This window comes from Hymenobacter glacieicola (genome assembly GCF_014640315.1).
In the GTDB taxonomy this organism is placed as follows: domain Bacteria; phylum Bacteroidota; class Bacteroidia; order Cytophagales; family Hymenobacteraceae; genus Hymenobacter; species Hymenobacter glacieicola.
In genome coordinates this window covers 215,870-231,198 of sequence record NZ_BMGS01000002.1, presented here as the reverse complement: position 1 = coordinate 231,198, position 15,329 = coordinate 215,870, and the positions used below count along the sequence as shown (strand labels likewise).

General features: G+C 59.7%; 27 protein-coding genes. 1 reads left to right on the top strand and 26 read right to left on the bottom strand.

Going from position 1 to position 15,329, the window contains the following annotated elements; genetic code table 11:
* From IEW18_RS04055 to IEW18_RS04010, 10 genes are all read right to left on the bottom strand, one after another.
* Positions 1-504 carry a hypothetical protein gene (locus tag IEW18_RS04055; RefSeq protein ID WP_188556549.1) on the bottom strand — a complete coding sequence of 168 codons (504 nt, stop codon included), beginning with the start codon at positions 502-504 and terminating at the stop codon, positions 1-3.
* Positions 498-923, bottom strand: coding sequence for a hypothetical protein (locus IEW18_RS04050; RefSeq protein ID WP_188556548.1), 426 nt, complete (start codon positions 921-923; stop codon positions 498-500). The genes IEW18_RS04055 and IEW18_RS04050 overlap by 7 nt, the downstream gene beginning before the upstream one ends.
* Positions 924-925: 2 nt before the next feature.
* Complete coding sequence (locus IEW18_RS04045; RefSeq protein ID WP_188556547.1) at positions 926-1,354, bottom strand: hypothetical protein; 429 nt, start codon at positions 1,352-1,354, stop codon at positions 926-928.
* 311 nt (positions 1,355-1,665) lie between these two features.
* Positions 1,666-2,286, bottom strand: a complete 621-nt coding sequence (locus IEW18_RS04040; protein ID WP_188556546.1) for a hypothetical protein — start codon at positions 2,284-2,286, stop codon at positions 1,666-1,668.
* A 1-nt stretch (position 2,287) separates the two neighbouring features.
* Positions 2,288-2,545: a hypothetical protein gene (locus tag IEW18_RS04035; protein ID WP_188556545.1), complete on the bottom strand. Its 258-nt coding sequence runs from the start codon at positions 2,543-2,545 to the stop codon at positions 2,288-2,290.
* Positions 2,546-2,550: 5 nt separating this feature from the next.
* A complete protein-coding gene (locus IEW18_RS04030; protein WP_188556544.1) occupies positions 2,551-2,733 on the bottom strand; it encodes a hypothetical protein in 183 nt (60 codons plus the stop codon).
* A gap of 30 nt (positions 2,734-2,763) precedes the next feature.
* Positions 2,764-4,047, bottom strand: a complete 1,284-nt coding sequence (locus tag IEW18_RS04025; RefSeq protein ID WP_188556543.1) for a PBSX family phage terminase large subunit — start codon at positions 4,045-4,047, stop codon at positions 2,764-2,766.
* Positions 4,037-4,387 (bottom strand): hypothetical protein, encoded by a 351-nt coding sequence (locus IEW18_RS04020; protein ID WP_188556542.1) that lies wholly within the window; start codon positions 4,385-4,387, stop codon positions 4,037-4,039. The genes IEW18_RS04025 and IEW18_RS04020 overlap by 11 nt, the downstream gene beginning before the upstream one ends.
* Positions 4,388-4,481: 94 nt before the next feature.
* A complete protein-coding gene (locus IEW18_RS04015) occupies positions 4,482-5,084 on the bottom strand; it encodes a ParB N-terminal domain-containing protein (protein ID WP_188556541.1) in 603 nt (200 codons plus the stop codon).
* Between the two features lie 68 nt (positions 5,085-5,152).
* Entirely contained in the window at positions 5,153-5,497 is a 345-nt protein-coding gene (locus IEW18_RS04010; protein WP_188556540.1) for a hypothetical protein, read from the bottom strand.
* Between the two features lie 93 nt (positions 5,498-5,590).
* Here IEW18_RS04010 and IEW18_RS04005 point away from each other — a divergent pair, with 93 nt between their 5' ends.
* The gene (locus tag IEW18_RS04005; protein WP_188556539.1) at positions 5,591-5,965 is read left to right on the top strand and encodes a hypothetical protein; all 375 of its coding nucleotides are present in this window, start codon (positions 5,591-5,593) and stop codon (positions 5,963-5,965) included.
* Here IEW18_RS04005 and IEW18_RS04000 read toward each other — a convergent pair.
* The 16 genes from IEW18_RS04000 to IEW18_RS03930 form a co-directional block, all read right to left on the bottom strand.
* Positions 5,940-6,404 (bottom strand): VRR-NUC domain-containing protein, encoded by a 465-nt coding sequence (locus IEW18_RS04000; protein ID WP_188556538.1) that lies wholly within the window; start codon positions 6,402-6,404, stop codon positions 5,940-5,942. The genes IEW18_RS04005 and IEW18_RS04000 overlap by 26 nt on opposite strands.
* The gene (locus tag IEW18_RS03995) at positions 6,397-6,681 is read right to left on the bottom strand and encodes a hypothetical protein (protein ID WP_188556537.1); all 285 of its coding nucleotides are present in this window, start codon (positions 6,679-6,681) and stop codon (positions 6,397-6,399) included. The genes IEW18_RS04000 and IEW18_RS03995 overlap by 8 nt, the downstream gene beginning before the upstream one ends.
* A gap of 29 nt (positions 6,682-6,710) precedes the next feature.
* On the bottom strand, positions 6,711-7,304 hold the full coding sequence (locus tag IEW18_RS03990) for a hypothetical protein (RefSeq protein ID WP_188556536.1): 594 nt from the start codon (positions 7,302-7,304) through the stop codon (positions 6,711-6,713).
* Positions 7,304-7,486, bottom strand: coding sequence for a hypothetical protein (locus tag IEW18_RS03985; RefSeq protein WP_188556535.1), 183 nt, complete (start codon positions 7,484-7,486; stop codon positions 7,304-7,306). The genes IEW18_RS03990 and IEW18_RS03985 overlap by 1 nt, the downstream gene beginning before the upstream one ends.
* Positions 7,483-8,526, bottom strand: coding sequence for a DNA cytosine methyltransferase (locus IEW18_RS21990; protein ID WP_373285704.1), 1,044 nt, complete (start codon positions 8,524-8,526; stop codon positions 7,483-7,485). The genes IEW18_RS03985 and IEW18_RS21990 overlap by 4 nt, the downstream gene beginning before the upstream one ends.
* Before the next feature lie 53 nt (positions 8,527-8,579).
* Complete coding sequence (locus IEW18_RS03975) at positions 8,580-9,416, bottom strand: hypothetical protein (protein WP_229728586.1); 837 nt, start codon at positions 9,414-9,416, stop codon at positions 8,580-8,582.
* Positions 9,319-10,392 (bottom strand): helix-turn-helix domain-containing protein, encoded by a 1,074-nt coding sequence (locus tag IEW18_RS03970; RefSeq protein ID WP_188556533.1) that lies wholly within the window; start codon positions 10,390-10,392, stop codon positions 9,319-9,321. The genes IEW18_RS03975 and IEW18_RS03970 overlap by 98 nt, the downstream gene beginning before the upstream one ends.
* On the bottom strand, positions 10,389-10,592 hold the full coding sequence (locus IEW18_RS03965; RefSeq protein WP_188556532.1) for a hypothetical protein: 204 nt from the start codon (positions 10,590-10,592) through the stop codon (positions 10,389-10,391). Before IEW18_RS03965 ends, IEW18_RS03970 begins: the two co-directional genes overlap by 4 nt.
* A complete protein-coding gene (locus IEW18_RS03960; protein ID WP_229728584.1) occupies positions 10,573-11,769 on the bottom strand; it encodes a phosphoadenosine phosphosulfate reductase domain-containing protein in 1,197 nt (398 codons plus the stop codon). The genes IEW18_RS03965 and IEW18_RS03960 overlap by 20 nt, the downstream gene beginning before the upstream one ends.
* 31 nt (positions 11,770-11,800) lie before the next feature.
* The gene (locus IEW18_RS03955; protein ID WP_188556530.1) at positions 11,801-13,000 is read right to left on the bottom strand and encodes a beta clamp domain-containing protein; all 1,200 of its coding nucleotides are present in this window, start codon (positions 12,998-13,000) and stop codon (positions 11,801-11,803) included.
* A gap of 94 nt (positions 13,001-13,094) precedes the next feature.
* Complete coding sequence (locus IEW18_RS03950) at positions 13,095-13,799, bottom strand: hypothetical protein (protein ID WP_188556529.1); 705 nt, start codon at positions 13,797-13,799, stop codon at positions 13,095-13,097.
* A 90-nt stretch (positions 13,800-13,889) separates the two neighbouring features.
* Positions 13,890-14,108 (bottom strand): hypothetical protein, encoded by a 219-nt coding sequence (locus tag IEW18_RS03945; RefSeq protein ID WP_188556528.1) that lies wholly within the window; start codon positions 14,106-14,108, stop codon positions 13,890-13,892.
* Between the two features lie 32 nt (positions 14,109-14,140).
* Positions 14,141-14,443: a hypothetical protein gene (locus IEW18_RS03940; RefSeq protein ID WP_188556527.1), complete on the bottom strand. Its 303-nt coding sequence runs from the start codon at positions 14,441-14,443 to the stop codon at positions 14,141-14,143.
* A 26-nt stretch (positions 14,444-14,469) separates the two neighbouring features.
* Positions 14,470-14,592 carry a hypothetical protein gene (locus IEW18_RS21835; RefSeq protein WP_262891880.1) on the bottom strand — a complete coding sequence of 41 codons (123 nt, stop codon included), beginning with the start codon at positions 14,590-14,592 and terminating at the stop codon, positions 14,470-14,472.
* A gap of 3 nt (positions 14,593-14,595) precedes the next feature.
* Positions 14,596-15,006: a hypothetical protein gene (locus tag IEW18_RS03935; protein ID WP_188556526.1), complete on the bottom strand. Its 411-nt coding sequence runs from the start codon at positions 15,004-15,006 to the stop codon at positions 14,596-14,598.
* Between the two features lie 4 nt (positions 15,007-15,010).
* Positions 15,011-15,319, bottom strand: coding sequence for a hypothetical protein (locus tag IEW18_RS03930; RefSeq protein WP_188556525.1), 309 nt, complete (start codon positions 15,317-15,319; stop codon positions 15,011-15,013).
* Positions 15,320-15,329: the final 10 nt, after the last annotated feature.

Genomic DNA, 15,329 nt, shown 5'->3' with positions numbered 1-15,329 from the left:
TCAAGCGGCTAGGGCAGTGCGTAGTTCGGAGGCAATAGCCACCATTTCCCCCGCGGCAATGCGGGCTTTGAGCGTGTTGAGGAATTCAGCGGTCAGCACCTTGTCCAGCAGGCCCGAGGGTTGCCGCAAGCGGTACAGGGCCGTACCCTGCTTGTGAATTTTATAGGCAGCCGCGTAGCCGAACTGCTTGAAGGTCATTCCATCCCGAAGCTGCAAGCCCTTGTCCTGGGCCCACTGTTCCAGGATGGTGTGCAGGGGCTCGCTTGTGGTGCTGGCACCGGCGCCCGTAGGCCTGCGCCCGGTGAGCAGGGCCTGCATGTGGGCCGGGCCCAGTACCTGGCCGAAGTCGTCGCCGTGCTCTTCCCGAATCTGCTGGGCGGTGCGGCCACTGGCAGTAGCCGGGCGGCCGTAGGGCTGCTGGGGATGGGTGCGCAGGGCCTCCACCGTTAGGGCCACCAGCTCGGGCATGGACTGGGCAAAGGCGGCTTTGGCGCTGGCTAGCATACGACCAGACTGCTCAGGGTGAAGTTGACGAGGTAGCCCGTGCCGATGCCCGCACCTTTGCGCAGCACCGGCACCCGGTCCATGAAGCCATCAACCAGTTCGGCATCCTGCTCTTCTTCCGAGGCCAGTAGAACGTGAAAGTGCTGAGTCAGCAAGTCCATGGCATTCTGAATAGCCAGGCTCACCTCGTTATTTAGGTTCGGATCGTTTTCGTGCTCATCCTTGCCGTAGAAGCACATGGCTACTTGCGTGGTGATGGTGCCGCCTTTGATGCGGGAGGGCATCAGGAACAAGTGCGCCTGGGGAAACGGAGCATCGTAGTTGATGTTGGCCTGAGCCTGCTTACCATGCCAGAAGGAAGCAGCCCCGGCTTCTTTGGCCTGCTCTTCCAGGTAGGCGACGAGTTGGGCGTGGGTCATGCTTATTCGAAGTTTGCTCTGCGTGATTCCAGAATGGCCAACGACTTTTTCCGGTCAGCTATTTCCCCGTCAAGCTTGGCCAGCACCTTGCGGCAAAGCTCTTCACGGGTTTCGGCGCACATCATGTTCAGGTCAGTGGCGCGGGGTGAGTAGTCGGTGTAGTCCGTGTTGCTGTGCCAGCGCGTGTAGCAGAAGCCTCGTGAGTCAGCGGGCTTTGTGGTGTTTGCTGTTACCTGCTCAGCAAACCGCCAACGCTGATACTGGTAGGCTTCCACTGCCAAAGGGCCAGTAACACCGACTACCCAGATGGTAAGCGGTATAAGGTTCTTGCGCTCCACCATCGTAGTGCCGTAGCCTATAACTGCTTGCCACTTGCCCCAGCCTTCTTCCGCGGGCAGGGCCTCAATCTCAAGTCTGCGTTCGTAGCTCATCTTAGCGAACAATCGTGGGGTTAGGGCGGCGACGTGACTCGGGCCGCTTAGGAGGTTTAGGCGGGTTGCGGTGCCCGGGCAGCATGTCACCGCTGCTTTTCTTGCCTATGAAAAAGACATGCACTGCCACCGTCAGCACTAGGGCGCTCAGTACAATGAGCAGGGTTACATTTTCAGCACTCATACCTACTTGGTTTTCTCTCGGTGAATAGCGTGTAATCGTTTCTGGTAAGCGGCGCGGGCCTGCTCTAGCCGCAGCTTGCGGTACACCGTATCCGCGTCCAGGGCGTACACGGCGGCCCAGCTGAGCCTTAAGCTGCTGGCAAGCGCATCGGTTTGAAGGGTTTGCCCAAAGCGGTCAGAAAGCTCCTCCAAGCCGGCGTCGTATTCTTCCTCGCTGGGCTCGGCATGGTCCTGGGGGTCGCCAGCATGACGTTCGTAGAAGAAAGCCAGCTGGCGTACATGAAAAGCACGTTGCTCAGGCACTTGCCCACGGGTTCTTGCAGAATAGCTTGGTGCATCTCAGCTTCCTTGCCTTGGTCATTGCGGCCCCATACTTCGCGGCAGCGGTACAGGGCGTAGATGTACGGCGCATACCAGATGGTCGGCTTATCGGGGTGCTCCTCGAAATACTGATTCGCCAGCACCAGCTGCCCATAGGTGGCGCTGCCCGGGTCTTTCAGCCCTTCCGACACCGGGGGCTCGGGCGTTTCCGCCGCGAAGGCCAGCAGGTTCAGCAGGTACTGGGCATCTAGCCAGGCCAGGCGGTCGAGCTGCTGCTGACTGATGCCGGCCAGCACGCACACGGCGGGCTCCTCGGAGCATTGCCAGTCGATGTACTGCTGTAAGGTCACGTCGTCCCAGGTGGTCGGTACGCTCAGGATGACAGATTCACTACCATCAGCGGAGGTGAGAGTGAGGGAGTGGCGCATGCTACAGCTTATCTATAGCTGTGGCACAGCTGTTGATTTCCTCATTCAAATCAGTGCAGATAGCATCAACTACTCTCCGCCAAGTGCCTGCGCTTATGTCAGCTGCGTCAACATCTACAGAAGCGCCTGTGCCAGCAGCTATTCGGATATAGCCACGACCACCTAGTACACTAACTTTCTTCACCTCGTTGAGTAGGTTTTCAGCCTTGATCAGGTCAGCGCGAAACGCTACTGCTTTATCAATGTCTTCAATTTTCATAGTGTTTAGCGAACGATAGAGGGCACCAACTTCAGCTCCATGGCACACACCTGATCCAGGCGCGTCAGCTCCGCGCTGCCGGGGGCAAAGCCCACCAAGGCGCAAGTCATGGTGTTCGGGTCGAAGCTTTCGACAGTCATCGGGAAAGTGGTTTCTGGAGTGGTTACCACATCGCCAGTCTTGGGCATATACTTGGGCATGTTGCTGGACTTGAAGGGTTAGCGAACGATAGAGGGTTGAGCGGAACGACGACGGGGGGCTGTGCGCGTCTTGATGAGGGAGGTTGCCCCGTAGCGCACCGAGTCGGGGGCGTCGTCTTCGTGCTTGATGGGCTCATCCAGGATGTCGCCCGAACTGGTTTTCTTCCAGCGGTACATCTGGAATTGGTCCCGGCTTTTCTTGCTGCGCTTGGTAAAGCAGAGCTTCACCGCCTTGAGCTTGTCAATGCCTTCCTTGACGGAGCCCGGGCCTTTGTCGGCGGCCTTGATGTTATAGCCGGCCCGCTTAATAGCCTCGATCATCTCGGGCCGGGCGCCATCGGCTTCAATTTCATCCCGCTTCGAGACGCCCACCTCGGGCAGCATCCGGATCAAGTCGTCACTGGTGAGGTAGGACTGATGAATCAGTTCATCAATGTGCAGCTCGGCTTTGCCGGGCATGTCCCGGTATTCCAGGTCAGACAAGACCGTGGCGTGGTTGAAGCCAAAGTCCAGGCCCAGCTTGCGCTGCCGCCCTGGGGTCAGGCCTGCCGAGTCATACAGGACTTTGTAGATGGTTTCCGATGCGGCACCTCGCTTGCCCAGACCGAACACGGCCCAGCGGAAGGGGTCGCCACTGAGCAGGGTGCCCTTGCCTTCGTAAGTGCCAGCCCAGTCCGTGTAGGTGCTGCCATCGGGCAGAGCGTAGACGGGCAGGTCGACTTCGATTTCGCGGATGTTGTCGGGCGTCAGGAAGGGGTTATCCTGGTAAGTGCTGTGGATAACCTGGCAATCCGAACGGGTTTCCACGTCGGTGTAAATCCAGTGCTGGAGCATGCTGGGGTTGTAGTCCAGCACGATGCGGCCTCGGGTACGCATGGTGAGCTGCCGCCAGTCTTCCAAGTCGAGTTCGTTGCCCTCGTTGCACCAGAGTCGGTCGCGGCGGGGGCCGCGGGCCTTTTGGGCGTTGTCGATGGCAAAGAATTCAATGACGGTTCCCGTCTGCCGGTTGGTGAAGGTCAAGTCCGACTTATTCTCTACAAACCAATCCTCACAGCCAGCCAGGGCCAGGGCCATTTTGAAGTCTTTCAGCGCACCACGCCGCAGCGCTGGCAGTGTTTTGCGGACAATAGAGTAGGTTTTGCCGAATTCCTGAAACGACCAGATGATGTGGGCCTGGGCAATGCTCACCGTCTTGGACGACGACGAGCCCCCCTTGTGAATCAACACCTTCTCCGTGTTGTTCAGGGTGGTTTCCAGCAACTCAGAGCCTTCAATATCTAGATCAAGCTGTTTAGTTTCCATCCTTTTCTTTCGCTTTTCGGATGCTCACTTTTACCCCGCCTATGGCCCCGCTGTGCTCCACCTGGGTGCGCTCCACGAAGCCCCGCTTCTTGCCCTTGGTTTTGAGAAAGAAGATGACGGAACTAGGGTCGGGCCCTATGTGCTTGGTGAGGGGCACGATGATGGGGCTGTCCGGATCTTCCTTGTTGAAAAACACCTTGGTATCAGGCACCGAGTAGCCGTTCATCAGCTTATGCAGCTGGCTTTCCCCGAAGTCGAGGGCCACATCCTCAATCTCGTCGACTTCAGCTGCGTACTTCTTGTCCTTGGCCATCCAGTCGTAGTGGTTACGACGGGGCACACCCGCGCGCTTGCAGGCAGTTTCCACTACCCCCAGGCTCGCACGAAGCGCATCCAGCAGCTTCCTTTTTTGCTGTGCGACTGTGTGCGACGACTTACCCATTTCGCTCGCCTACTTGCACCGTGAAACTGGCCCCGGGGTACTTGCGGTCCAGTAGCTCTTGTACATCGGCTTCCGCATGCTGCAGGTCTTCCGCCGAGGGGAACGTGATGGTCATGCGAGGGCCCGGCGTGTACTCCTGCTCGTCATCCAAGCTGCTATCTGGGCTGTCTCCGGAGCCGCTACCGCTGCTGGTGGCCTCCTCTTGTTCATCGGGAGGGCTGAGCCAGTCTTCGGGCAGGTCGATACCCCAGGCCCCAAGTGGGTTTTCGCTCCACTCATTGGCCAGCACCTCCCAGTTCCACTCCCCAAAGGACGCGTTGTCCTTGATCATGAACTCCCGCTTCTGGGCCTCCGTCCAGTTCGTTATCTGCAGGACGGGCACTTCCTTGTAGCTCAGGCGCAGGGCCGCATGCAGGCGCATGTTGCCGCCGAGTACGAAGTAGTCCTCATCCACGACCAGCGGCCGCACATGGAGCATGTCCGGGAAGTCGATTAGCGACTGCACCAGCTGCTCAAAGCGGTTGTCTTTGATGAGCCGGGGGTTGTGCGGGTGAAGCTTCACCTGCTCAATGGGTACGATGTGCGTGTTGGGCATAGCCCAAAGCTACCCTGGCCGTAGTGCAGGATTCCGGGTATAGTACACCCCTTTGTTGCGTGAACCCCCTACACTTCTTGCAGGTGATACAAGCCGGGCTTATCGGCTACTTCCGAGCCCAGCAGCAGCTTCACCCGCTTGCGTACCTGGCTGCCATCGTGCAGCACGTCCCGGTTGATGAGGTAGGGCGTAAAGAAGCAGGGCCGGGTGTTGGGGGTGTGGGTCAGCGGCTTGCCGACGCGGGGGCGGATGTCCAGATACCAGGCCCCGCCCCGACGGGGTGGGGGAATCAGATCCACCAGGTGGCCAGCTTTGATGCCGAGTTGGGTACAGAGTTCTTTCGATAGCAGGACGCGGCGGGTTTCGGAAACGGATAGCGTGGGTAGGTAAACGGCGTTCGGATTGCGAGGCATGGCGTGGGGAATAATGGGGAGAGAGTGTTGGGATAAGGGATAGTGATTACTTTGACTTACTTTATTCACCGTATATTTTTCATATCAGAGGCAATGTCTGAATCCGAGGAAATTCACGACTTTCTTAAACCTGCTGTTAATCGTGCTCAAAGGCTGATTGCTCAGCAGGTTGAGCCACTCAAGAGCGAAATCCAGCGTTTTCAAAGTGACTTTGAGGTAGCGAAGCAGGAGTTGGATAAGAAGCAAGCCGACCTTACCTCCAAGTTGGAGGGCTTTTATGGCAAGCTGATTGAGATATTCGGGCTGTTCATTGCGGTATTTTCCTTCATCATTGCCGGTATTCAGGTGGCATCAAAGGCTACTGGAGACTTCTGGCAAGTGCTGGGTTACAGTTGTGGCATCTTCATTCCGATTACTGGCTGCATTGCCGTGCTCCTGCTGCTCATCCGCTGGACAACCCGGCGGTAAGTGACTTCTGCCACTGGGTAAATTCTTGCCGGACCTGCTCCAGGCTGCGGCCCTCACAGGCAAAGCCGCCGGCCCGGCGTACCTCCTGGAGGAACTGCTCCTGCTCGGGGCTGAGCTTGTCGCGGCCGGTTTTCACCTCCACGGCCAGGAAGCGGCCCGTTGCCCGGTGGTAGCCCAGGATGTCACTGATGCCCGGCGTGACGGAGCCGGCCCGGTAGCCGCCGATGTTGGCATCGTACACGGCCCCATTGTTCTGGCGCCAACAGGTGCAGCCTTCCAGCTTAAGCAGGGTAATGATGGACTTGGTGAGGGAATTGGTCGGGCTGGGCTTTTTCTTCGATCTGGACGCACTTCGGCCCGCATCCGGCGGGGTAGTGCCAGATGCGGGCGTGCGTTGCTGTGAGGCACGGAATTGGGCCACAGTCATTTTCTCAGTCATCGTCATCAACTAGGATGTGGCCGCACTCGGAGCAGATGACGGCACCAGCTTCGTCGCTACCGCACTCGGGGCAGGCGTCGGGGTTGAAGTCGTCAGGGTCTTCTTCCTCGTATTCATCCTCCTCTTCGTCCTCGGCTGCTTCCGCCTCCATTTCCTCCCGTTCCTCATCACGGCACTCTTTGCAGATGACGGTACCGGGATACCACGATTTTGAGCTGCGGCCGTCGTGTAGGTCGAACCATTCACCGCAGTGCTGGCAGGGGCAGGGCATTTCCATCTCTTCGTCCAGTTCGATGTCGATAATGCTCATTTCCCCTCACCTCCCTTCTCACACCCGGCGCAATCCGAGTTCAGGCAGTTGGCCCGGCCACCATCGGACGGGGTACCGGCGGCAATGATGGGTTGAGTAGTGCCGCCAGCATGCTTAGCGTAAAGCTTAGCGCAAGGCTCACCAGCGTAGCAGCTACCGCATTCACCACAGGGTATGTGGTTCTGCATCCACAGCAACTGAATCGGGTACTTCTGGGCCAGCTGCTCCAGCGCGGCCTCATCATGGTCGGGCGCAGCCACGGGGCGCAGCTTCTGGGCGGCCATCTCGCAGGCCATGGCCAGGGCTTCCCCGTCGAGGCCATTGGCGCGGGCATCGTCGAGGATGAGCCAAGCTTCGCGGTCTGACTCGGCTGTATAGGTGCGCTGCGGCTTTTCTACTTGCTTCAGCAGCCAGCGGATATCATGCTGGGCATCCCCGCTGTAGTCATACTCGACCTGGCCAGTGCCATAACAGTTATCACAATCGGTTACGGCAGGGTGACGACCCTCACACTGGGGGCAATCTTCGGGCTCAGGAGCAAGGCTTTGCTTGATGCAGGTAATGCGATTTTGGATTGGATCGAAGCTCATCAGATAGTGGATTTGAGGGTTTTATTTCGACGGGAGAGTTCTTTGCGGATGGCCCGCAGCTCCATAATGCGGGGCCGGCAGACGGTGGTAGCGTGGCGTTCGGCCTTCTCCAGTTCGTCCAGCCGGGCTTCTAGCAGCGGCCGGGAGTAGGCCCGGGCGTTGATGTCGGGGCGGTATTTCATGCGTAGAGGGCTATCCAGTCAGCAATAGCGAGGAAGAGTTGGTAAGCTACCTGGGGTACTATGGCGTTGCCGTAGCCTTTGAGTTGTTTGGCACGGGTGCTAACTCGCACCAGCCCGGCGGGTAGCCCATCATCTGCTCTACAAAGCGGGGGTTCAGTAAGCCGGAAGTCTGGCACTTGCCAGCATAGCGTATCTGCGTTTCTAGATTGATTTGCCTGCCCTGCTCCAGCCTGCCCGGCCCCATGTAGCCCGTCTGGGCATCCGAGGCTGCCGGAGTCCGCAGCAGCTTCTTCACCGCCGTGCTCAGCCCATCGCCCGAGTTGGCACTGACTCCCTTCCGGTTGTGGTTGCCGCTCACTGTGGGAGTAGGTAGCAGAGCCTGATACAGGGTTGGTCTGTAACCAGGACTGCTGTAGCCCTCTACCTTGTTCGCTCTCGGCGTGGGCAGCAGCTTCACCGCGTAGGCCAGCGGCATGCCGCCCTGAGCGTACTTGCTGCTCCGGTCGTTCTGGCTGTCCGTGGTGGGCGTGGGCAACAAACCAGAATCGATCCCGCTTGTGGGGAGCACCGACACCTGCAGCTGGAAGTAGCAGCGGTTGAACCTCGTAGCCTTCAGCTTCCAGGCCAGCGCACACTGACTCGAATGCCAGCCCTTTTGCCTGACTAAGCAGGCCACGAACGTTTTCGCCCAGAACCCAGCCCGGGGCAAGCTCTCGAATGACTCTAAGCATTTGCGGGAAGAGCGCGCGAGGGTCGTCGTTTCCGAGCTTCTTGCCGGCATCGGAGTAGGGCTGGCAGGGGAAGCCGCCGCAAACAAGGTCAATTGCGCCCCGCCAAGCGGCGGCAGCGAAGTGGCAGATATCACCATAGAGAACAGTCGTTGGTCGTGGCTGGCCCGGCTTCCACGCTTTCCAGGCGGCAATGATGCCGGCCAGCTCAGCGGGGCTCAGGTCTTCAGCGGGTACACAGTGAAAGTTTTTGATCAGCACCTGGCGGGGGAATTCCTCCCATTCCACCAGGATGGCGGTGGCCCAGCCCATCCAGTGCGCTGCGAGGTCGAAGCCGCCGATACCGGCGAAGAGGCTACAGAGTCTCATGCGGCGGGGCGTCTGTATTTTTCCTCCAACCGGCGGTCTTCGGCCCGATGCCGCTTATCCATCTGCTTCTGACCCTCGGGGCTGGGCTTCCAGTCGGCCCGGTCCTTGCGAATGGTGAGCTTCCGGTTTTCTGCCAGGGTCTGCTCATGCTGCTCCTCGGTGATGGTGCCCCGGTGGAGCCGGGCCTTGCTGATGCGAAGCCGGCGGCGTAGCGTGTCCTTCAGCGGGTGGGTATCGGGCAGCGTAGAGGCGACGTTCTTCAGAATCTGCTGGGTGTCGGGACTCAAGTCGAGGGCCGCTACGGCGACGGCCTGCCCACTGGCCCCGAGCGCCTTCTGATCGTAGTGCTGGTTTTCCAGCGCCTTGGCCTTCTTGTCGAAGTAGGTGTTGATGCCGGCGTAGATGGTGGCCACGTCTACCGATTGGTAGAACTTGGTGCCCGCCGTACGCATGTCCTTCAGGGCGAGAATCAGGTCCTTGAGACTGTCGTGGGTGTAGGTCTGGGCCAGCGTATCCGCCATTTCGATGATGTCGGCGGCGTCGGGCTTGGTCGGCACCTTCAGCGAGTCCACGAAGGCCCGCAGGATGATGACCAGCATTTTCACCACGGTACCAGCACCGAGCTGGCGGTTGAGCTGGAACACCTTGGGTGCCTGGGCTGCCAGCAAGGGCGTCAGGCCCACCGAGACTTCCGCCAGCAGCAGGCGGGCTTCCGGGTTTTCCGTGCTCGCCAGCTTACTGATCGTACTTGGAGCGGTAGCCAGAGCCAGCAGGCCGTGTTCCGGGGTCGGTGCTGCTGGCTGCAGCTGCGTGCTGCTGGACGCCTGGGGCAAGGACGAGGGAGTTGCTTGAGATGTCATTGAGGAAGAATTGCTTGGCAGTGGCTTTCCAGTCTTTGCGGCGGGGCACCTCGCCCTTCTGCCGCCACGCGGTGATTTTCTCGAAGTAGTAAGCCAGGTTGGCCAGCTCGTAGTCGGTGCCGGCAAAGGCCGCGGCGAAGGCTTCCGGGGTGCCGATGTCCGATTCCAGAAAGGGCAGTTCGGGGCGGCTGGTGCGCTCGGGCTTGGCCGGGCGGCTCTTCGCGGATTTCGGCCGCGCCCCCCTGGTGTGCGAAGCCGACGCGTCCGGGCCTTCAGCGGGGCTGACTTCCCTTGCCAGCACCGGGGCTGGCTCCACTTTCGCTTCTCTTCCCGCCGCCGCTACGTGCGCAGCACTGGAAGATTCATTGGAATATTCTTCTGGAATATTTATAGTGTAAGTATTACCGCCGGAAATTCCGGGTTGTGAAATCGGAAATTCCGGCGTGTGGAAGCCGGAATTTCCGGCGTGTGGAACCGGAATTTCCGGCGTGTGCAAACCGGAATTTCCGTCTTGTACACGCCGGAAATTCCGGCGTGTGTTCACCTCCACTTCGGGGTAGGGATTGGTAGCTGCCTTGGCCGCAATAGCTCCCAGGTTGGGGGTAAGCGTGCGGTACTTGCCACCCTGCACAGCTACTACTGTTTTGCTTATCAGGCCCTCGGCTTCGAGCTGCTTGATGGCCACGCTCACCGTATCCTTATTGATGCTGAGGCGGGCGGCAAAGTGTGGGTCTGAGGCATCGCAGCACCCACCGTTGGCAGCGTACAGGCTCACGATTTCAGCCAGTACCAGGCGTACGGCCGGCGTGTACGGCAGACGAAGCACGTCGGCGGTAAGCGTGAGGGGCAGCTCGGCGGGTGAAGACTTCATTTTCGGGGCAACAGGGGTGGTGGGTAGGCGGAAGCCGCCGGGTGCGTCGGCGTGCAGGAAGCGGTTGGGCGTGTTCATGGAGCCATTTGCTTTACCCAGCAGCCATAGGCTATTAGGCGGTTTTTTAGGTAGGCCAGTTCTATCACGTAGGGCGGCTCTTCGGCCTGGCCGGGGCGGGTACGTGCAGCGTAGTAGGTGCCATCCTCTTTGTAGACCCGCCGAATGCAGCTATCGTGCGGGGAGCGGAAGTAGGTGCTCTTAGGAGAGGTAGCCATCATCTGCATGGAATAGAAGGGGCTGTACCGTGCCATCAGCATACACCGTGGGCAATACTTCCGTCGCTAAGGGTTCCTCTCCTGTCCAGCGCTGGGGCCAGGTGTTGAGGGCAATCAGCTCCCGAATGCGGGCCTCTTCTTCAGCATTGAGAATGTCTACTCGCTTCCGGCCGGCGGCATCAGCGCCACGATTCACCTCGGCTTGAATAGCTAGAATGCGCTCTAAGGCTTCCAGGCGGGCTTCCAGTGTGATAGGCCCCATGCGCTGGGGGTTCTTGCTGTTCTTGCCGCTTTTCAGCTTCTCAAGCCCGGCTTTGCGAATGCGCTGGGAAGGCTCCCGAAGCCAGCGGTAGATCGGCTTCAAGCCCAGCAGCGGCTTCAGGTATTCCCATCCTGGGCGGGTTACGATGTTCTCCAGCGCCGTATCCTTGCTGGCCAGCGGGCACCCCATGCAACCCGTGCGCGCATTCACTTCCTCGGCTTCGTCGCCGCCGTAGGCCTCGGCTAGCAGCTTCGTGCTCCAGTCGCCAAACTTGGACTTTGGGGCCCAGGTACGCAGCCACTCCCAGACGTGACACACCCGCCAGTGCAGCAGCGGGGCCAGCGTATCGGTCAGGTTACCAGGCAGCGTTTCCTGGTACCAGCCTTGGCCACACTCGGCGCCGTTCTTGCCGCAGCTCATGAGGATGCGCTTATCCCGAACGGCTGACTCGCCTTGGCGTACCCCCGTAATGGTGAGAATTTTCTCCCCGCGTTCCGCATAAAGAGAGCGAAGTTCGGCCGTCATCGGGTCTACCTTGATCTGCCGGGTACACCAGCGCAAGGTGTTATTGTTGGGAGGGGGAATGCCCCGCCCCAAAATGTAGACCAGAAAGCGTTTGTCGAGCGGAGCCATCACGGTACGCACTTCAATACCCCGCTCCCGCAGGTCGCTGATGATGTCCTGCGCGGCAGCCATGAGGGGCGTCAGCTCCATTCGGGTATCGGCAAAGAGCACCGTCAAGGTTTCAGGTCGCTTCACTAGGCCCGCATCCAGCATCCAGATCAGCACAGTAAGGGTCGCGGTGCTGTCCTTGCCGCCCGACCACGCCACGGACCAATGCTTATGCAGCTCGCCGTAAGCATTCAGGCTATTGGCCGTCATTTCAATGCTGTCTCGCATGTTGAGGCGACGGCTCACCCCTTCGAATAAGTGGTTTTGCAGTCCCATCTTAGAATTCCTCCTCTACTTGAGCCTCTTCCATTTCTTCCACGACATCGGGTAGAATCGTGGCCAGTACAAGCGTGGTATTGTAGAGGTAAGGCGCCTTTGCCTCGGAGCCTGGCAGGAGCCGCATGACACCGCCGCTCACATGCGGCAGGCTTAGTTCCACCTCTTGGGTGTCGAGCACTTCCAGCAGACGGGCCAGAAACTTCAGATTGATCTGCAGTTCGGGTGCTGGCCCGTTTACCTGCGCTGGCTGCCACTCTGTAGCCTCACGGCCCCACTCGGGGCGAGACACAGCAACCGAGATGCGGTCGTCTGCGAACGAGAAGAAGGCTTGGTTTTTAGTCGAGAAGGGCCGCAGGCGCAGGGCCATAAGGCGAAGTACCTCCTTGTCTACTAGCACGGGTACCCGCTTGGGGTCGGGCAACAGATGGTTATCCACGGGCGGCATGGTGTCTTCTACCAACTGCGTGCTCAGGCGCACCAGCGGGTGTCCGAAGCTGAACTCGGCACTTGTCTCATTCCAGTTGACGACGACTTCCCCGCGCACCTCTTCGCGGCCCAGCTGGGCGATGAGTAAGCGAACAGCGGCCAGCGGCAACATCAGTTCGGCCTGGGCCGTGGTCTCGACTTCCCGCACCTCGCAGGAAGCGGCGAAGAAGCCGCCTGTAGCCTGAAGCACCGCCCGCTGGCCCCGCAGGCGCAGCAGGCCCGCCGTGTAGGCCTGGGATATTTTAGAAGAGGAAAGGATGCAGGGCTCAATCGTGAGCAGCGCTTTGTGCAGCGCCTTGGCTGGCAAGGTTGCCCGGTTGCCGAAGGCCTGTAGTTGCTTTGGTCGGGGAAAGTTGCTGCTGGCCTCACCTCCTTGGCGGAACTGGCCCTTGGGCCCAGTAATAACCAGCAGCTCATCTGCTGCTGCATAAAGAAAGCGAGTCTCTTGTTTGGGTGGCAACTGGCCCAGAATCTGGGTGAGCAGGCGAGCATCCACAACGGTGCTCATAGTGCCCGTGCTGTTGCCGGCCAGCGGCACCGTCGTAGATAAGGAGGTAGTGAGCGTGGTAGCCGTTAGGCGCAGGCTACCGCCTTCCGATTCCACGAGCACGCCAGCGGCGGCGGGAAGAATTGCACCCTCAAGGGAGAAAGCGGATTGCTGAACGAGTTGGAGGGCAGCTTTAAAGAGGCGGGGGAAGATGGCGAATTGCATAATCAGGTGGCAGAGTGCCAGGATATTAGGTTTGTACAATGAGTTCGAAAAGAGCCGAAAGAGCCCCGCTACTTCCGCAGCGGGGCGGGTAGGCTTAGGCGAGGGTCTGGTTACTTTGCAGGTGGCGCTTGCGGTCTTCCTTGGCGGCGAAGACATCGGGGTCGAGGTGCCGGCCTTTGGCCTCTCCCACCCAGGCCGCCTGTAGCTCAGCCAGCGTATCGGCACTCTTGAGCACATCAATCACAATGACCTTATCCAGCGGCTCCTCTTCGCTGCTTGGGGCGGGTGTAGCGGGTGCTGCCGGGGGTACCGAAGCCGGCGCGCTGGCCTCTGGTTGGGGGGCGGCCGGCGGGGTAGGGCGCGGCTCAGAAGCCTGCGGTTGCTCTACATCCGGATTCCGGCGGCGGTCAAAATCATCGGCCTCGTCTTCCCCATAAGCGCCAGCGGCGGACAGCTCCGAGAGCTTGAGCACGGCGCGGCTCATGGCCCTCTTCTCCGCCATTTCCAGGTAGTACTTGTTCTGGCTGGTATCCTTGCAGGCCGAGCCGAAGGTTTCGATGGCGGTGAACTTGGCACCCACGGGCTTCTTGGCAATGGCCTTCACGGCCGCGTAATCGGCCTGGGCGGCGCAGATTTCGTAGGTAATGCGGATGCCCACGGCAGCGGCAATCTTTTCGATGCCCGTGCGGCGGATAATGGTATAGTGCTGGTGCTTATGCACGTCCTCTTTTAACAGACCGTATTCTGTAAAGAGGCGGTTGAGCTTGTCGCGTTGAGATTCAGTTTTCTGACTTTCCATATATTTGCGTCTGTAATCGGGTTTCGTGAAGGATTCCTGGTTGAAGGATTGGCGGCGCTACCTTGTGGAGAGGTAGCGCCGCTTTCCGTTTTAGCCGGCGTCGGCCAGTACCGGGGCGGCTACCTGCGCCGGGGCCAGGTGCTGGGCATCCTGCGTGGTGAGCGAGTAGGCCCGCGGGGTGCAGCTGCCCAGCATGAGGGCGCAGATGATCAGCACCAGCCCCAGGGCTATCTTTTCGAGGCGGTTAGCCCGGCGGGCCTTGGCCTGGGCCTGAGCAGTCAGGCGGGGGTGAGAGGTAAGCGAGGGCATGGGCTGTAAGGGGTAGAGGGCGAAGAATCGGATTAAGCAGTGGCGTAGTCGGCCGGCGGGCTGATGACCATGCTCACCCCGAAGTGAGCCCGCTGCGCAGCCGCTACCTGTAGCTGGCGGGCTTGGGTGTCTTCCTGCACGGCCCGCATGTAGATGCTCCAGGCGGTTTTCTTTTCCTGTCGCAGGGTGGAGAGCAGCAGGCCGGCCTGCTCTGCTGCGGTGCCTGCTAGGGCGTGCTGCGTCAACAGGTGGTCGTAGAGGTGCTGCGCCCCAGCGTGCCGGTTGGCAGCCTGGTAGTACTCGGCGCGGGCAGTGGTGAGCTTGTTGGAGAGCATGGCAGTGAAGGATGAAGGGTGAAGGATTAGGCCGTGGCGCGGCACAGAAAGCGCCAGCCGCTCAGACCCTGTATTTCGTAGTTGGCAGTCACGATGCGGTAGCACAAGCGACCTTTAAAATCAATGAATAGGGCAGTCTGGACAGTCATAATTCAAGCGGCTTCTTTATCGTAGTGAGCGGATTGTTGTAGCGTAATTGCTTTTTCCAGGCGGGTGTATTCCCAGTCGATTTCGGCCCCGCGGAGCCGGACTAAATGCGGCTTCAAGCCTACCCGCTCATCCCGGCTTACCCGCTTGTCTCGAATGAGCGTGAGCAGACGGTTGTAGCCAGGCCCATCCAGTGGCTGATTCATCCGACTGGCTCGAACCTGCTCTTTTAGCCGATGCACCAGGGCCTGCTTTTCGGCAATGCCCAGGAAGGGCAGCCGCTCCCGGGTGGCCTCTACCCGGCCGGCCGGCAGCAGCGGATTGCTCAGCCAATAGGTCAGGGCGGCATCCGTCTGGGAATAGGTGCAGGGCACGGAGACTTGCTGAGCAGGGTCAAGGGCGGAAGCGAGACGCATGGAGTTAAGAGGCTATCCGCATCGGGGCGGCTGGGTACTTGTTGAGGCGCAAGGCTTGCTTATAGTCGATGCAGGACTTGCGGGAATAGCTCACTGATCGGCCGTGGGTGCTGTACTTGAGCAGGGTGCCAGGGCGCTTGCGCTCCTCAATGAGGGTAGTGCGCGACTTAATGCCGGTGAGCTTGAGGGCCGTAGTGGTATCTACCTCGTCATCAGTAGTTTCCACATAAGCTTTTAACCTTTCTGCTAGCTCATCTACGCGGGTAGATAGCTGCTGAAATTCTTCTGGGGTGACGAAGGAGAGAGTAGCCATTAGGGAGAGG

What these genes read in the sequence shown, in the direction of transcription:
- IEW18_RS04055 (WP_188556549.1), bottom strand. Translation starts at nt 504, where the DNA reads ATGCTAGCCAGCGCCAAAGCCGCCTTTGCCCAGTCCATGCCCGAGCTG.
- IEW18_RS04050 (WP_188556548.1), bottom strand. Translation starts at nt 923, where the DNA reads ATGACCCACGCCCAACTCGTCGCCTACCTGGAAGAGCAGGCCAAAGAA.
- IEW18_RS04045 (WP_188556547.1), bottom strand. Translation starts at nt 1,354, where the DNA reads ATGAGCTACGAACGCAGACTTGAGATTGAGGCCCTGCCCGCGGAAGAA.
- IEW18_RS04040 (WP_188556546.1), bottom strand. Translation starts at nt 2,286, where the DNA reads ATGCGCCACTCCCTCACTCTCACCTCCGCTGATGGTAGTGAATCTGTC.
- IEW18_RS04035 (WP_188556545.1), bottom strand. Translation starts at nt 2,545, where the DNA reads ATGAAAATTGAAGACATTGATAAAGCAGTAGCGTTTCGCGCTGACCTG.
- IEW18_RS04030 (WP_188556544.1), bottom strand. Translation starts at nt 2,733, where the DNA reads ATGCCCAAGACTGGCGATGTGGTAACCACTCCAGAAACCACTTTCCCG.
- IEW18_RS04025 (WP_188556543.1), bottom strand. Translation starts at nt 4,047, where the DNA reads ATGGAAACTAAACAGCTTGATCTAGATATTGAAGGCTCTGAGTTGCTG.
- IEW18_RS04015 (WP_188556541.1), bottom strand. Translation starts at nt 5,084, where the DNA reads ATGCCCAACACGCACATCGTACCCATTGAGCAGGTGAAGCTTCACCCG.
- IEW18_RS04010 (WP_188556540.1), bottom strand. Translation starts at nt 5,497, where the DNA reads ATGCCTCGCAATCCGAACGCCGTTTACCTACCCACGCTATCCGTTTCC.
- IEW18_RS04005 (WP_188556539.1), top strand. Translation starts at nt 5,591, where the DNA reads ATGTCTGAATCCGAGGAAATTCACGACTTTCTTAAACCTGCTGTTAAT.
- IEW18_RS04000 (WP_188556538.1), bottom strand. Translation starts at nt 6,404, where the DNA reads ATGACTGAGAAAATGACTGTGGCCCAATTCCGTGCCTCACAGCAACGC.
- IEW18_RS03995 (WP_188556537.1), bottom strand. Translation starts at nt 6,681, where the DNA reads ATGGAAATGCCCTGCCCCTGCCAGCACTGCGGTGAATGGTTCGACCTA.
- IEW18_RS03990 (WP_188556536.1), bottom strand. Translation starts at nt 7,304, where the DNA reads ATGAGCTTCGATCCAATCCAAAATCGCATTACCTGCATCAAGCAAAGC.
- IEW18_RS03985 (WP_188556535.1), bottom strand. Translation starts at nt 7,486, where the DNA reads ATGAAATACCGCCCCGACATCAACGCCCGGGCCTACTCCCGGCCGCTG.
- IEW18_RS21990 (WP_373285704.1), bottom strand. Translation starts at nt 8,526, where the DNA reads ATGGGCTGGGCCACCGCCATCCTGGTGGAATGGGAGGAATTCCCCCGC.
- IEW18_RS03970 (WP_188556533.1), bottom strand. Translation starts at nt 10,392, where the DNA reads ATGAACACGCCCAACCGCTTCCTGCACGCCGACGCACCCGGCGGCTTC.
- IEW18_RS03965 (WP_188556532.1), bottom strand. Translation starts at nt 10,592, where the DNA reads ATGATGGCTACCTCTCCTAAGAGCACCTACTTCCGCTCCCCGCACGAT.
- IEW18_RS03955 (WP_188556530.1), bottom strand. Translation starts at nt 13,000, where the DNA reads ATGCAATTCGCCATCTTCCCCCGCCTCTTTAAAGCTGCCCTCCAACTC.
- IEW18_RS03950 (WP_188556529.1), bottom strand. Translation starts at nt 13,799, where the DNA reads ATGGAAAGTCAGAAAACTGAATCTCAACGCGACAAGCTCAACCGCCTC.
- IEW18_RS03945 (WP_188556528.1), bottom strand. Translation starts at nt 14,108, where the DNA reads ATGCCCTCGCTTACCTCTCACCCCCGCCTGACTGCTCAGGCCCAGGCC.
- IEW18_RS03940 (WP_188556527.1), bottom strand. Translation starts at nt 14,443, where the DNA reads ATGCTCTCCAACAAGCTCACCACTGCCCGCGCCGAGTACTACCAGGCT.
- IEW18_RS21835 (WP_262891880.1), bottom strand. Translation starts at nt 14,592, where the DNA reads ATGACTGTCCAGACTGCCCTATTCATTGATTTTAAAGGTCGCTTGTGC.
- IEW18_RS03935 (WP_188556526.1), bottom strand. Translation starts at nt 15,006, where the DNA reads ATGCGTCTCGCTTCCGCCCTTGACCCTGCTCAGCAAGTCTCCGTGCCC.
- IEW18_RS03930 (WP_188556525.1), bottom strand. Translation starts at nt 15,319, where the DNA reads ATGGCTACTCTCTCCTTCGTCACCCCAGAAGAATTTCAGCAGCTATCT.